Source organism: Cupriavidus sp. SIMBA_020 (assembly GCF_046535395.1).
GTDB lineage: Bacteria > Pseudomonadota > Gammaproteobacteria > Burkholderiales > Burkholderiaceae > Cupriavidus > Cupriavidus campinensis.
Genome location: NZ_JAWRWU010000001.1, coordinates 238931 through 253172 on the forward strand (window position 1 = coordinate 238931; position 14242 = coordinate 253172).

General features: G+C 65.1%; 14 protein-coding genes and 1 tRNA gene. 10 read left to right on the top strand and 5 right to left on the bottom strand.

Annotation, left to right across the window (positions count from 1 at the left end):
* Positions 1-11: 11 nt before the first annotated feature.
* From SB751_RS01095 to SB751_RS01135, 9 genes are all read left to right on the top strand, one after another.
* Positions 12-986 carry a 3-hydroxyacyl-CoA dehydrogenase gene (locus tag SB751_RS01095; protein ID WP_410747727.1) on the top strand — a complete coding sequence of 325 codons (975 nt, stop codon included), beginning with the start codon at positions 12-14 and terminating at the stop codon, positions 984-986.
* 87 nt (positions 987-1073) lie between these two features.
* A complete protein-coding gene (locus SB751_RS01100; protein WP_244845059.1) occupies positions 1074-2075 on the top strand; it encodes a Bug family tripartite tricarboxylate transporter substrate binding protein in 1002 nt (333 codons plus the stop codon).
* A 47-nt stretch (positions 2076-2122) separates the two neighbouring features.
* A complete protein-coding gene (gene leuC / locus SB751_RS01105) occupies positions 2123-3526 on the top strand; it encodes a 3-isopropylmalate dehydratase large subunit (RefSeq protein WP_144195666.1) in 1404 nt (467 codons plus the stop codon).
* Complete coding sequence (gene leuD, locus SB751_RS01110; protein ID WP_144195668.1) at positions 3523-4128, top strand: 3-isopropylmalate dehydratase small subunit; 606 nt, start codon at positions 3523-3525, stop codon at positions 4126-4128. The genes leuC and leuD overlap by 4 nt, the downstream gene beginning before the upstream one ends.
* A gap of 39 nt (positions 4129-4167) precedes the next feature.
* Positions 4168-5031 (top strand): oxaloacetate decarboxylase, encoded by an 864-nt coding sequence (locus tag SB751_RS01115; protein WP_144195670.1) that lies wholly within the window; start codon positions 4168-4170, stop codon positions 5029-5031.
* A gap of 41 nt (positions 5032-5072) precedes the next feature.
* A complete protein-coding gene (locus tag SB751_RS01120) occupies positions 5073-6074 on the top strand; it encodes a Bug family tripartite tricarboxylate transporter substrate binding protein (RefSeq protein ID WP_410747728.1) in 1002 nt (333 codons plus the stop codon).
* 1011 nt (positions 6075-7085) lie between these two features.
* The gene (locus SB751_RS01125; protein ID WP_144195674.1) at positions 7086-7505 is read left to right on the top strand and encodes a DUF6869 domain-containing protein; all 420 of its coding nucleotides are present in this window, start codon (positions 7086-7088) and stop codon (positions 7503-7505) included.
* Between the two features lie 67 nt (positions 7506-7572).
* Positions 7573-7806: a hypothetical protein gene (locus SB751_RS01130; protein ID WP_144195676.1), complete on the top strand. Its 234-nt coding sequence runs from the start codon at positions 7573-7575 to the stop codon at positions 7804-7806.
* Positions 7807-7829: 23 nt separating this feature from the next.
* The gene (locus SB751_RS01135; protein WP_144195678.1) at positions 7830-8066 is read left to right on the top strand and encodes a hypothetical protein; all 237 of its coding nucleotides are present in this window, start codon (positions 7830-7832) and stop codon (positions 8064-8066) included.
* A 615-nt stretch (positions 8067-8681) separates the two neighbouring features.
* Here SB751_RS01135 and SB751_RS01140 read toward each other — a convergent pair.
* The 5 genes from SB751_RS01140 to SB751_RS01160 all read right to left on the bottom strand — a co-directional run bounded on the left by SB751_RS01140 (position 8682) and on the right by SB751_RS01160 (position 13218).
* Positions 8682-8768 (bottom strand) — tRNA-Leu (locus tag SB751_RS01140).
* Positions 8769-9007: 239 nt separating this feature from the next.
* Complete coding sequence (locus tag SB751_RS01145) at positions 9008-10333, bottom strand: MFS transporter (RefSeq protein ID WP_144195680.1); 1326 nt, start codon at positions 10331-10333, stop codon at positions 9008-9010.
* A 128-nt stretch (positions 10334-10461) separates the two neighbouring features.
* On the bottom strand, positions 10462-11787 hold the full coding sequence (locus tag SB751_RS01150; RefSeq protein ID WP_410747729.1) for an amidase: 1326 nt from the start codon (positions 11785-11787) through the stop codon (positions 10462-10464).
* Entirely contained in the window at positions 11784-12461 is a 678-nt protein-coding gene (locus tag SB751_RS01155) for a DUF2848 domain-containing protein (RefSeq protein ID WP_410747730.1), read from the bottom strand. Before SB751_RS01155 ends, SB751_RS01150 begins: the two co-directional genes overlap by 4 nt.
* A 34-nt stretch (positions 12462-12495) precedes the next feature.
* Positions 12496-13218 carry a GntR family transcriptional regulator gene (locus SB751_RS01160; protein WP_144195686.1) on the bottom strand — a complete coding sequence of 241 codons (723 nt, stop codon included), beginning with the start codon at positions 13216-13218 and terminating at the stop codon, positions 12496-12498.
* 255 nt (positions 13219-13473) lie between these two features.
* On the opposite strand from SB751_RS01160, the gene SB751_RS01165 reads away from it, so the two are divergent.
* Positions 13474-14241 carry an IclR family transcriptional regulator gene (locus SB751_RS01165; protein WP_144195688.1) on the top strand — a complete coding sequence of 256 codons (768 nt, stop codon included), beginning with the start codon at positions 13474-13476 and terminating at the stop codon, positions 14239-14241.
* Position 14242: the final 1 nt, after the last annotated feature.

Here is a 14242-nt window from a genome sequence, read left to right on the forward strand (position 1 = left end):
CGCAAGACAACATGACCGATTCCCCCGACATCCAGGCGCTCTGCGCCGGCCGCCCTGTAGCAATCGTCGGCGCCGGTCTGGTAGGCGCCGGCTGGGCCATCGTCTTTGCCCGTGCCGGCCTGCACGTCAAGATGTTCGACGCCAATCCCGAGATCACGCGCAAGGCCGTGCCGCTTATCGCAGCACAACTGTCCGGTTTGCAGCGGCACGGGTTGATCGACGAAGACGCCGCCACGGTGCTGGCCCGCATCAAGCCGGTTGCCACGCTGGCCGAGGCCGTGGAAGGCGTGGCCTATGTGCAGGAGTCGGTGCTCGAACGCGTGGAGGTGAAACGCCAACTGATGGTGGATCTCGACGCGCTGGCCTCGCCCGATATGGTCGTAGGCAGCTCCACGTCCGGCATCCCCGGATCGGCGTTTGCCCTGGGCCTGCCCCTCTCGCCGCGCGTGCTGATCGCACACCCGGTCAATCCGCCTTATCTGGTCCCGGTGGTTGAACTGGTGCCTTCGCCCGAAACGGCGCCGGGCACGGTCAGCTTTGCCGACGCCCTGATGCGGGCCGTGGGCCAGACCGTGGTCCACGTGCGCAAGGAAGTGGAAGGCTTCGTGCTGAACCGGCTGCAGGCCGTGCTGTTGCGCGAAGCGTGGGCGCTGGCGCAGGAAGGCGTGGCCAGTTGCGAGGACATCGACAAGACCATACGCGACGGCCTGGGCTGGCGCTGGTCATTCATGGGGCCGTTCGAAACCATCGACCTGAACGCGCCGGGCGGCGTGGCCGACTATGCGGTGCGGCTGGGCCCGCTGTACCAGCGCATCGCGGATTCACGCGGCCACGAGACACCTTGGGACCCGGCGCTGATCCGGGACGTGGAGGCGCAACGCCGCGAGCACCTGCCGCAGTCCGATCTGGAAGCGCGACGGGCCTGGCGCGACGAACACCTGATGGCGTTTGCCGCCAACCGTCGCGCCCGCGACCCACAAGCCTGAGCCACACCGCATTCGAAGTTCCACTGCAATCGTCATAGAAAAGGCACGTCGATGCCTTCCCCACAACAAAGACCGGAGACAACCATCGTGAAACAGCCTCTCAGCCTGTCCGCCCAAGCCCGCCGCCGCCTGCTCGGCGCCACCCTGGCATTGACCGCTTGCGGCATATCCGCCGCGCATGCGCAAGCCGACTATCCCAACAAGCCAATCCGCCTGATCGTGCCCTTCGCCAATGCCGGCGTGACCGACACCAGCGCCCGCATCGTGGCGGAGAAGCTCGGCCAGCAGCTTGGCCAGCAGATCGTGGTGGATAACAAGCCCGGCGCTGGCGGCAATATCGGCACGCAGATGGTGGCGAAGGCGGACCCCGATGGCTACACGCTGCTGCTCGGCTATGACGGCACGCTGGTGATCAACCCCAATGTCTATGCCAAGGTGCCCTTCGACCCGGTCAAGGACTTCACGCCCATCGGCAAGATCGGTGACGCCGTGCTGATGATCGCCGCCAATCCGAAGCTGGGCATCAAGAACGTTGCGGACTTGCAGCACTACGCCAAGACCGTGGCTGGAGGCATGTCCTACGGTAGCGCGGGCAACGGCAGCACCACCCACCTGGCCGGCGAGATGTTCCACCAGCGCACCGGCATCCCGATGACTCATGTGCCGTACAAGGGTGGCGGCCAGGCCTTGCTGGATGTGGTCGGGGGCAACCTGCCCGTGACGTTCGCAGCGGTCACCGGCGCCATGCCCTTCGTCAAGAGCGGCCAGGTCGACGCGGTGGCCGTGACGTCGCGCGAGCGCGCGCCCTCGTTGCCGAACGTACCGACGCTGATCGAGGCCGGCATGAAGGACTTCGAGATCAGTTCCTGGGTTGGCCTGATGGCCCCTGCCCGCACGCCGAAGCCTGTGATCGACAAGCTCAGCGCTGCGCTGCAGAAGGTGTTGAACGACCCCGCCATGCGTGAGCGCCTGGCATCGCTCGGCATCGTCGCCACGCCGGGCACGCCTGATGCCTATGGCCGCGAGATCGTGCGTGACCTGGACAAGAACAAGGCAATCGTCAAGGCTGCCCACATCAAGCTCGATTGACTTTGGGCGGTGGCACCACCACCGCCCATGCGGAGTGACCCCACACCATGACAACCTTATTCGACAAGATCTGGGCGGCCCATGCGGTTGCCCGTAACGATGCCGGCGAGGACCTGATCTATATCGACCGGCACCTGGTGCAGGAGGTATCGAGCCCGCAGGCCTTCGCCAGCATGGCCGAGGCCGGTCATGCGCTGCGCTCCTCGCCGCGCCACATCGCCGTGCAGGATCACAACGTACCGACCACGGCAGACCGCCTGACGCACATCCCCAACGCGGAAAGCCGCGAGCAGATCGCCACCCTGCGGCGCAATGCGCAGGCCACCGGCATGCGCCTGTTCGACCTGGACCACCCCTTGCAGGGCATCGTCCATGTCATCGCACCGGAACTGGGCTACGTGCTGCCGGGCAGCACCGTGGTCTGTGGCGACTCGCACAGCGCCACGCTGGGCGCCTTGGGCGCGCTGGCGTGGGGCATCGGCACCTCGGAAGTCGCCCATGTCATGAGCACCCAGAGCCTGTGGATGCGCAAGCCGCGCACGATGGGCATCGCCATCTCGGGCGCGCTGGCCAGGGGCGTCTACGCCAAGGACCTGGCGCTGGCCATCATCCATCACATCGGCACCAGCGGCGGCAATGGCTACGGCGTCGAATACTTCGGCCCGATGGTCGATGCGCTGTCGATGGAGGCGCGGCTCACGCTTTGCAACATGACCATCGAGGCCGGCTCACGCTTCGGCCTGATCGCACCGGATGCGACCACCCTCGCCTACCTGCGCGACCGCGTACAGGGCGCCGCGCGCGAGCATTTCGAGCAGGCCGCGCAGGCATGGAGCGCGCTGCGCACCGATGCGGCGGGCGACTACGACCGCAGCGTGGCGTTCGATGCCGCCACCGTCTCCCCGCTCGTCACCTGGGGCACCACGCCAGCCGACAGCGCTGCGTTCTCCGGCAACGTCGGCGACGGCGCCATGCTCGGCGAGGACGCCGAGCGCAACCGCCTGGAAGAGAACCTTGCCTACATGGGCCTCAAGATCGGCCAGGCGCTGTCGTCGGTGCCGATCGATGTGGCCTTTATCGGCTCCTGCACCAATGGCCGACTGGAAGATCTGCGCGCCGCCGCCGACGTGGTGCGTGGCCGCCACGTGGCCAAGGGCGTACGCGCGCTCGTGGTTCCGGGTTCGGGCAGCGTCAAGCGCGCGGCCGAGGCCGAGGGCCTGGCGAAAGTCTTTGTCGACGCGGGCTTCGAGTGGCGGGAATCGGGCTGCTCCATGTGCATCGGCATGAATGGCGACAGCCTCGCGCCGGGCGAGCGCTGCGCTTCCACCTCCAACCGGAACTTCGAGAACCGGCAGGGACAAGGCGGCCGTACCCACCTGATGAGCCCCGCCGCCGTCGCGGCATCCGCCCTGCAAGGACGCTTGACCGACCCCCGGGAGTACCTCGCATGAAAGCCGTTATCGCAGAAATCCAAGGCCGCGCCGCGGTCATGCAGCGCGACGACATCGACACCGATGCCATCTTCCCGGGACGCTTCCTGCGCCTGGTACAGCGCACCGGCATGGGGGCGCACCTGTTTGCCGACTGGCTGGCCGAAGGCCGCCCGGAAGTCGCCTTCATGGCCCAACCGGCGCCGCCGCAGGTGCTGGTCGCATTGCAGAACTTCGGTTGCGGCTCGTCGCGCGAGCATGCCGTCTGGGCCTTGTCGGACTACGGCGTGCAGGCCGTGGTGGCGCTGTCGTTTGGCGACATCTTCCGCAACAACTGCGTGAAGAACGGCGTGGTGGCCGCCACCGTGACGCCGGCGGATCATGCGCGCCTCTTGCAAGCACTCGCCGGGGCAGCAGATGCGCCGCTGCACCTGCGGGTGGCCGAACGCAGCCTGCAGCTTCCCGATGGCAGCGTCATCCCCGTCACGCTCGCCGACGGGCATGCGGAGCAGTTGCTGTCCGCCGAGGACGAGGTAGACCGAACCCTGCGTCATGACGCGGCGCTGCGCGCCTATGAGGCACGCGTGCAGCGCGACCAGCCGTGGCTGGCCTCGATGGACTAAGCCGCACTTCCCTTCATTTTCTTGCCTTCTGGAGCCGCCATGGCCAATCCCATCCTCCGACAAAAGCTTGCTGCCGGCGAGTTCATCGTCATCCCCGGCGTGCAGGACATGATCGCCACCGTCATGACCAACAAGGTCGGCTTCGACATCATCTACGGCTCCGGCTACTGGCTCACCGCCTCCAGCCTGGGCCTGCCCGATGCGGGCATCGCGACCTATACGCAGATGGTGGACCGCATGCGCACCATCACCCGTACCTCAAAGGCGGCCCTGATCGCCGACGCGGACACCGGCTACGGCGGCCTGCTCAACGTGCACCACACCGTGCGCGGCTATGAGGAAGCCGGGGTCACCGCCATCCAGATCGAGGATCAGGAATTTCCCAAGAAGTGCGGCCACACGCCCTACAAGCGCTGCGTGCCGATCGAGGACATGGTCGAGAAGATCAAGGTCGCGTCGGAAGCCCGCCAGGACAAGGAGAATTTCCTCATCATCGCCCGTACCGATGCCCGCGCCAGCCTCGGCGTGGACGATGCCATGCGCCGCATGGAGGCCTACGCGAAGGCTGGCGCAGACATCCTGTTCTTCGAGGCGCCCCAGTCCGAGGAAGAAATGCGCCGCGCCTGCGAAGCCTTCGACCTGCCCATGATGGCCAACATGGCTGACGGCGGGAAGACGCCGATCCTGCCAGCCAGCGTGCTCAAGGAGATCGGCTACTCGCTCGCCATCTTCCCCGCCATGACCAGCCTGGTCGCCGCCGCCGCAATGGAGAAGTCCCTGCGCCACCTCAAGGATGCGGGCACCAGCCTATCGCCCGAGATTCCCATGGCGGACTTCAACGAGTTCTGCAAGCTGATCGGCTTCGAAGAAGTCTGGGACTTCGAGAAGCGCTGGGCGCGCTGACCCGTCGATCAACATTAGAAAATCATAGGAGGAGACCCAACATGCCGATCACCCACAACAACCCCCGCCGCCACGCCTGTCAGGGCCCGCTGCTGCGCGCCATCGCCCTGGCAGCCGTCACCTGGGGCGCGGTCACTCCCGCGCTGGCGCAGACGGCGTGGAAGCCCAATCGCCCCGTCACCATCGTCGTGCCCTATGTGCCGGGCGGCGGCACCGACGCCTCGGCGCGCGCGACGGCCAAGCTACTCGGCGAACAATGGGGCCAGCCCGTGCTGGTGGTCAACCTGCCTGGGGCCGACGGCCTGATCGGTACGCGCAAGGTCGCCGAGGCCAAGCCCGACGGCTACACGCTGCTGCTCCAAACGCCGGCCATCGTCCTCACCAAGCACGCGCCCTCGTTCACGGGCTCCGATCCGCTGACCAGCCTGGTACCCGTCACCAACATCGCGCAATCGCCGGGCGTAATCGTTGCCAACGGAAAATTCCCCGCAACCTCCCTGCCCGAACTGATCAAGTACTGCAAGACAGCCGCCACGCCCTGCTCCATGGGCACGGGCGAAAACGTCGCCAAGCTCTTCGGCCAGCAATTGAAGGCGGAAGCGCTGCCCAACCTGATCGTGGTCAACTACAAGGGAACCGCGGCCATCATCACCGACATGATCGCCAACAACGTGAACTTCGCCGTGACCGGCGTGGCCTCGGCGCTGCCGCACCAGAAGGCCGGCACGCTGAAGATCGTCGCCAACCAGGGCACCCATCGGTTCAGCGAGGCGCCGGATGTGCGCACCGTGGTGGAGACCGGCATGCCGCAGTACGAGTACACCACCTGGTTCGGCCTGTTCGCACCCAAAGACACGCCGCCAGCCGTCACCCAGAGCATCTACGCCGCCGTGCGCGAAGCCATGGGTCATGCCGAACTGCAAAAAGCGATCACGGCCGTTGGCGCCGAGCCGCTGGTGAATACGCCAGAGGAATTCGCGGCACAGGTGCGCAAGGAAGATGAGCGGTTCACGGCGTTGGCGAAGCGCTTTCCGTTGAATTGAGGGGGGTGACCGGTCTCGTTAGGGGGCCGGTTGTGCCGCGACGCAGGGGACGACCCGCGTTGGCTGGGTAGCCGGCGTGAGGCAGGAAATTGTGGCGAATAACCCACAAATGATGATTGGTGCGAGGGAGGGGACTCGAACCCCGTCACAAACCGCTACAGCATGCGGGTTTCCGGGTGATTCGAGCCCTTCGTGCGATTTGCGTGCGAATGCTTAGGAGAGACCGTAGTACTTAGCGATAGCGGCGCCGAACACACCCGCGGCGGTGTTAGTGCTGATGTCCCAAGCAGCAGTGCCTGCCTTTACCACCATGCCACCGAGCCCCTGCCGAACGCGAGAGCCATACCGCCCTTTCGCGTGCTCGGGGGACTCCCCATCAGCCTCGACTGCGGCTTGCCTTAGACGACGAGTTCCCATCGAGTCGCTTCACAACCACACCCCACGTCGCCGGCAAGCTCAAATCTCACATTTTTGATAGATTCATAACCAGCAAGGCAGTGTACGACCGCCGAAGACTGTTTGGGCAATTCGACCACATGAATAAACGTGTCTTCTCCGTATGGAGTTCCCTGGACGGGTGTCAGATCACCATGAGCGAAGGAATTGAGCAGCCGAAGTTTGTCGACGGCTCACTCGATTCCTACTGTGAGCGATTAATGTTCGACATTGAGGCCGGAAGCGCTGAAGAGGCTGCAGCGATTCAGCATCTTAGGCTGGGCTGGGAACCCTATCGGCCGATGGGCAAAGCTGCGGCATGCCCAAATTGCGGGTCGACGTTCTATCCAGATGGCTCGGGGCAATGCTGGAGCTGCGATTACGTGTGCTGATGCTGCCTGGTGCGGCCGCCGCCATTTGCGCTGTGATCGATGACTATCGAGTCGTTCTCGGGTTCCACCAATCCAGGGCATGGCGCACAACAACGTTTACTGAAAGGCGCCGCAGGTATCTCGCTTTTATCCGCGCCCGGGTTACTTTGTTTCTTTGCCTCCGCCCGCTTGCCCCGTGCAATGAATGAACGCAATGATGAAGCCAAGCCTCAATGACATCTCCGACGCATGGTTTGCGTTTCATCGCGCCCATGATGAGATTGGAGACTATACACACCGAGCCGACGCTGGCGAAGAGTTCTTCTGGGTGATTGAGTATCTTGGAGATACGGCTCGACATGAGCCTCAAACGTGCTGGGATGCGATTTCCTTGATTTGGTCTCGGACTGACAAGAACGACATGGCAAGGCTTGCAAGTTTGGCTGCTGGCCCTCTCGAGGACCTACTTGCATACCACGGCAGGGAAGTCTCGCCATGGGTAGAACAACTGTGCCTTAGTGAGCCGGTATTTAGAACGCTGCTGCAGGGCGTGTGGCAGAACGCGATCCTGCCAGACGTATGGGAAAGGATCAACGAACTGCGGAACTCTGGAGGCGAGGCATAGCTATTGCGCTCCCCCGAAATCCGCACAGTAAAGTCACCCTACTGCAACCCACTGGCATCGAATGACAATGAAATACGTTGATGGTCAAGCGGTAAAAGTCGGCGATATGGTAGGTCTGGGTTCCACCGATGAAGGCATCGTGATGTGCTCAATAGATACGGATGAGTCTTCCGCAGAGCAATCGGCGGACGATTGGAAATTTTTGAAGACTGGGGTGATGATCGATTTTCCCAGCATGGGGCTAGTGCATTTTCCCGAAGAACATCCCGATCTGTGGCTGATATCGCGCAACGCTGACTAGGTTCTCTGGAAGCGGTACACCCTATGAAATATGCAGACGATCAAGAAGTCAGGGTCGGGGATGTCGTTGGGCTTGGCGACGACAGAGGAGGAGTCGTCGTGTGCGATATCGACGCGGGTGTCTACATGCCCAGCGATCCTGAATCTGCTTGGGGATACCTTAAAAGGGGAGTGATGGTCGTGTTTCCATCATATGGGCATATTTACTACGAGAACGAGATGGAAGAGGATGCCTTCCTGATCGCTCGCAAGCGGGATTGAGAGGCTTTCAAGTTCTCGCCTGTTCGTTGGACAGCATCACGCATGAATGGTCGGAGGACGGGACGGTGCCCCAGGCGGCTGACGCTCATTGGCACCTTTGGGAACGCGCATCCCGACCAATGACTGTGGCCAAGGCCAGGGTCAGTTCCTGACTGCACAGCAGACGCTCGCGAATCAATAGGCGATGGTTGAATCTGCACCCGACCTCGGCCATATGGCAACGTCTGCGCAGATTTCGCAGTGACATCGAGCGTGCTATTTCTAATTCGTCACTTCGCCTCGGATTGCCCGAAAGAGCAACGAGCGCCTCGACGTGACAGAACTGGCGGGTCAACCATGCGCATTCTAGTACCCAGCTTTCACGGATGGGAACGGACCTGGCGATTCGATCGGCGACGCGCTCAACGCGAGGGAGGGGATCCATTCCCCTACATCACGCACTCAATACAAGCACAAAGTAGCTAGCTTCTTTGTACCTTTAGCTACAGAATGCGCGGCCTGACAGGCGATTCGCGTGGAATTCGTGCGAATCTGGTGGGGGTTTCGAGCCAGTAGTTGGCTAACCTCGCTCAAATATCGGCAAAACAATGCCAAAATTCACTAATATCGGCGATTTGGTGCGAGGGAGGGGACTCGAACCCCTACACCATTGCTGGCGTCAGGACCTAAACCTGGTGCGTCTACCAATTTCGCCACCCTCGCGGTCCTTGCGGCGGTTGCCCTGGCGGGCGGCCGCGTGTTGTCGGTTGGCGCTGCGCATCCTCGACAAAGCAAAAAAGGCGGCTGGAACTGCCCGCCTTTCATGATCTGCCGTCGGATGCCGGCCGTGCCGCTGGCGTAACTTCTTCCAACGGTCGACAAGGCTGCGGATTGTAGCGCAAGCCGAAGCGGGAATCCAGCCCCCTGCCCCGGCCTGCGCCCCATCCGGCCCCGGTTGGGGCCTAGCGGCGGGTGCGGATGAAAGCCAGCACCAGCACCGTGGCGCAGGCTTCCAGCGCCGCCACGAAATACAGGCCCGACGACAGCTGGCCCGTGTTGGTCTTGAACCAGCCGATCATGTACGGCGCCACGAAGCCGGCCAGGTTGCCGATGGAGTTGATCAGCGCGATACCGCCCGCCGCCGCCGTGCCGGCCAGGAAGGCCGACGGCAGCGACCAGAACACCGGGAAGGCGGCCAGGATGCCGACGGAGGCGATGGTTAGCGCCACCAGCGCCAGCGTAGCGCTGTGCAGCCACATGCCGGTCAGCGTCAGGCCCACCGCCGCCAGCAGCGTGGCCATCGCGCAGTGCATCCGGCGTTCGCCCGAGCGGTCCGAGTGGATGCCGTTGAGCACCATGGCGATGGTGCCGGCCACGAACGGAATCGCCGAGATCAGCCCGATCTGCAGGTTGCCCTTGACGCCCAGTTCCTTGATGATCGACGGGGACCAGAACGCGATGGTGGCGTTGCCGCTCACCACGCAGAAGTAGATCGCCGCGCAAATCCAGACCCGCGAATTGGAGAAGGCGTCCTTGAGCGCTGAATGCTTGGCCGGGTCACGCGCCTCGGCCTCCACCTCGCGTGTCACCAGCGTCTGCTCGGTGGCCGTCAGCCACTTGGCGTTGACCGGCTTCTCGGGCAGGAACATCAGCACCGCCACACCGGCCAGCACCGACGGAATCCCCTCGATCACGAACAGCCACTGCCAGTTGGCCAGGCCGTCCACGCCGTCCATCGCGCTCATGATGAAGCCGGCCAGCGGGCCGCCGATCACGCCGGCAATCGCAAACGAGGTCATGAACAGGCCGTTGATGCGGGCGCGGCGGTCAGCCGGGAACCAGTAGGTCAGGTACAGCACCACGCCCGGGAAGAAGCCCGCCTCGAAAATCCCCAGCAGGAAGCGCAGCGCGTAGAACTGCCCCGGCGTCTTGACGAAGATCATCGCCATCGAGGCCAGGCCCCAAAGAATGGTGATGCGCGCCAGCGTCTTGCGCGCGCCGATCTTCTCCAGCAGCAGGTTGCTCGGCACCTCGAACAGGAAGTAGCCGATGAAGAAAATCCCCGCGCCCAGGCCGTACACGGCCTCGCTGAACTGCAGGTCCTGGAGCATCTGGAGCTTGGCGAAGCCCACGTTGACGCGGTCGATCCAGGCCAGGATGAACAGGAATACGAGGAATGGGATCAGGCGCACGGTGATCTTGCGGTACGCCTCGTTGCGTTGCTGAGCCAATTCCGCGGGCGGCAGGCTCTCCAGGGCGCCAGGGGCGCCGGTCATCACGGAAGACATCGGTGACTACTCCTTGGGTGTGGTGGGCGGGGCGCCGCTACATTGGCGGCGCCCTCTGGCTTGCGCTGTGTTGTGCTGGAGCGCATGGCCGCGGCCGTGGGAATCCGGCCGATTTGCTGCTGCCCGGCTTACGCCAGGCCCTGCTCGATGGCGCCGGCCACCTGCAGCACGCGGGCGTCATGCCCGTGCAGGCCGCAGATGCCGAGGCCGATGCCCTGCCCCATCGGCAGGGACGCCGCGCAGCCGTCGAGCCAATTGAGCACGCTCGGATTGCGCAGCACCAGGCCGTTCGTGGCGAAGAAGTCCTCGTCACGCGTCAGCGCATCCAGGCGCGGCGGGCGCACCGCCACGGTCGGCATCAGCCAGGCATCGGCATCGCGCAGGCGCTCGGCGGCGCGTGCCTGCATGGCGGCGCGCTCGGCCAGCAGCGTGATGTAGTCGGCGGCGCTTTGTTGCTGGCCGCGACGGATACGCTGGGCCACGCGCGGGTCGTAGCGGTCGCCCTGCCTGGCCAGCAGCTCGCGGTGCCAGGTCCACGACTCGGCGGCGGTCAGGCCGCCACCGGCGTTGATCTCGGGCAGGCGACGCAGTTCGGGGAAATCGAATGTGACGATTTGCGCACCCTTGGCCGACAGCCGCGACAGCGTGGCCTCGAACGCCTGCGCCACCTCGGCCTCCACGCCATCCATCACAAAGTCACGCGTGACGTAGAGGCGCAAGCCGGACAGGTCGGCGGGCCGGGTGTCGAGCGTCTCGCCGCTCAGCACGGCGTCCACCGCCACGCAGCAGGCCACCGAGCGCGCCAGCGGGCCGGCCGAATCGAGTGAGGTGGACAGCGGCACCGCGCCGGACAGCGGCACGCGGCGCGCGGTCGGCTTGAAGCCGGTCAGTCCGCAGAATGCCGACGGAATGCGGATCGAGCCGCCCGTATCGGTGCCCAGCGCCGCCACGGCCATATCCTCGGCCACGCTGACCGCGCCGCCCGAGGTAGAGCCGCCGGCGATACGCTCGGCGTCGAACGGGGTGCGCGGCGTGCCGTAGTGGGGGTTCAGCCCCAGGCCCGAGAACGCGAACTCGCTCATATTGGTCCGGCCGATCAGCACCGCGCCAGCCGCGCGCAGGCGGGCCACGGCGGGCGCATCGGCCTGGGCCGGGGCGGTGCCGTCGAGCGCCACCGATCCGGCGCGCGTCATCTGGCCGCGCACATCGAACAGATCCTTGATGGACACCGGCAGGCCGGCCAGCGGCGATGCCACGAGCCCGGCGGCGCGCGCCTGGTCCGCCGCGCGGGCCTGCGCCAGCGCGCCTTCGGCATCCACGTGCAGGAAGGCGACGCCGCCGGCACGCTGGTGATGGGCGATCCGCGCCAGCGCGTCTTCGGTCAGTGTCACGCTGGTCGTGCGCCCGGCCGCCAGCGAGGCCGCCAGCGCGGCGATGGTCGGGGCGGCGCTCATTCCGCCACCTCCAGCGACGCCACGCGGTACGCATGGCGCAACGTGCGATTGCGCACCGGATCGTGCAGCTCCACCTCGAAGGCGTCGCCGTGGCCCAGGTCGCCAATCACGGCCTGGGTGCCGCAGAACATGGCGGTGCCCGGCGGCAGTTGCGACTCGCCGGTCAGGCGTTGCACCAGGTCACGCGGGTCCAGCAGGCGCGTGACCTTGCCTTCCTGATACAGCGCGCGCTGGCCGTCGCGCACGCGCCAGCAGCGCATTTCCAGCTGGTCCCAGTGGTCGGCCACATCGTCGAAGCGCCAGACCTCGCGGCCCATCGGCTTGCCGCACATCTGCTTGGAGACGGTCACGTCATAGGCTTCGACCTTACGGTCGGTATGGTCCGAGCCGATGCCGATGTACAGCGCGTCCGCGCCCTGCAGCAGCACGAATTCGGTCTCGCCCGACGAGTCGTCGCGCGGCACCTCAAGGACATCATCGGTGGTCAGCAGCGAGGCGGCCAGCGGGTAGAACGTCGGCACGGTGGCGGGCGGCTTCACGCCCAGCGCCTGCAGTTCTTCGATGTGATGCTGGACGGCGGCGGCGTCGCGGCCAGTCCAGCCGGCAATGATGAGTCGTTGGACGTCGAGGGCGAGCGGGCCCCCGCCGGCTACCTGGAGGTGCAGTGTCGGCATGGCGTACTACCTGGTTACGAGGGAAAAGGGTCGGTCAGAGGGTCCGGATGATGTTCTTCCGGAATTCGTCGATATGTTCGCGAATCGCCTGGCGCACGGCCGGGATGTCCCGGCGCTCGAGCGCGTCAACGATCTCCAGATGCTCCTGGTAGACGTTCTCCAGGTGCTGGGGATCGGACAGCGAGAGGAACCAGAAGCGCGCCTGCTTCTCATGCAGGCCGCGCAGCAGTTCGGCCAGCACGCGGTTGCGCGAGGCGGCGGACATGGCGGTATGGAACTTGAGGTCGAGCGAGGCCAGCGCGGGGATGTCGCGGCGGGCGATCAGGTCGGGCGAGCGGTCCACGATGTCGCGCATGGCCTTGAAGTCGCTGTCGTGCCCGCGCTCGCAGGCCAGCGTGGCGCACAGCATCTCGTTGGTGGCGCGCACCTCGATCATGTCGAGCACTTCGTTCAGCGACAGCGGCGTCACCAGCACGCCCTTGCGCGGCAGGATGGACACCAGCCCTTCCACTTCGAGCCGATGCAGCGCCTGGTGCACGGGCGTGCGGCCCAGGCCGAGCAGCGCGGCCACCTGGGCCTCGATCAGCGGCTCGCCGGGACGGAACTCGCACGCGATGATGCGGCGCTTGATCTCCGTGTACGCCTGCTCGCGCAGGGCCGCGCCGCTCTGGGCTGGCGTGGGGGGCGCGGGGGGCGTTGCAGGAGGAGTTGCCGGCTGGGGGTCGGCACCGCCGACCAGTCGAATAGGGTTCGCCACGGATTGCTCGCTTCGTCTCAACGTTCGTTGAAGTTGCAGTGATACTAGTGTGATATTTCACTGGACACAACCCGGAAAATCCTAGGGGTAAACACTAGAGACGCGCCAGTCACAGGGGCGCCGGGTATCATGGCGGGACGTTATGAAATCGATAATCGATTCGTGCGTATCTTGGTGCAATATGCAGCCATCGTGGTGCAGGATGTCACGACGATGGTGCCGAACCCTGGTGATCCACCCCGCCGTCCGTCTCCCATGTCCGCCGATCCGCTGTTCAATCAATCGCTCGAAAAAGGGCTCGAAGTCCTGCGCGCCTTCAGCGCCGTCCACCGCACGCTGACGCTCTCCGAAGTAGCCGGGCTCACCGGCATGACCAAGAGTTCGGCCCAGCGCACGGTCCATACGCTTGAAACCCTCGGCTACATCGACAAGCACCCGCAGACCCGCCGCTTCCGCCTGACGCCGAAGGTGATGGAGATCGGCTACAACTACCTGGCCGCCGATGCGCTGATTCCCATTGCCAGCCCCTACCTGTCCCAGCTGGCCAACGCCAGCGGCGAGACGGCCAACCTGACCGAGCCCGTGGGGCTGGACATGGTCTACGTGGCGCAACTGATGACCGCCAAGCACATGCCCGTGCTGACACCAGTGGGCATGCGGATTCCGATGTACTGCACGAGTTCCGGCCGCGCCTACTTGAGCACGCTGCCCGATGCGCAGGTGCGCGCGATGCTGGAGGCCTCCACGCGCGCGCCGCGCACCCCCGCTACGCTGACCGATGTGGACGCGATCTTGGCGCAGGTGGTGGCGTGCCGGGGCCTGGGCTATGCCTGCAACGAGGAGGAGCTGTTTCTGGGCGATATGGGCGTGGGGGCGCCCATCGTGAACAGCCAGGGGGTGGCGGTGGGGGCGGTGCATGTGTCGCCGCCGGCCAGCCGGTGGACGATGGCGGAGGCCCAGCGCAAGCTGGGACCCCTCGTCATCGAGTGCGCGTGGGCGATTTCAAGGTCGATCGGGCACTGAA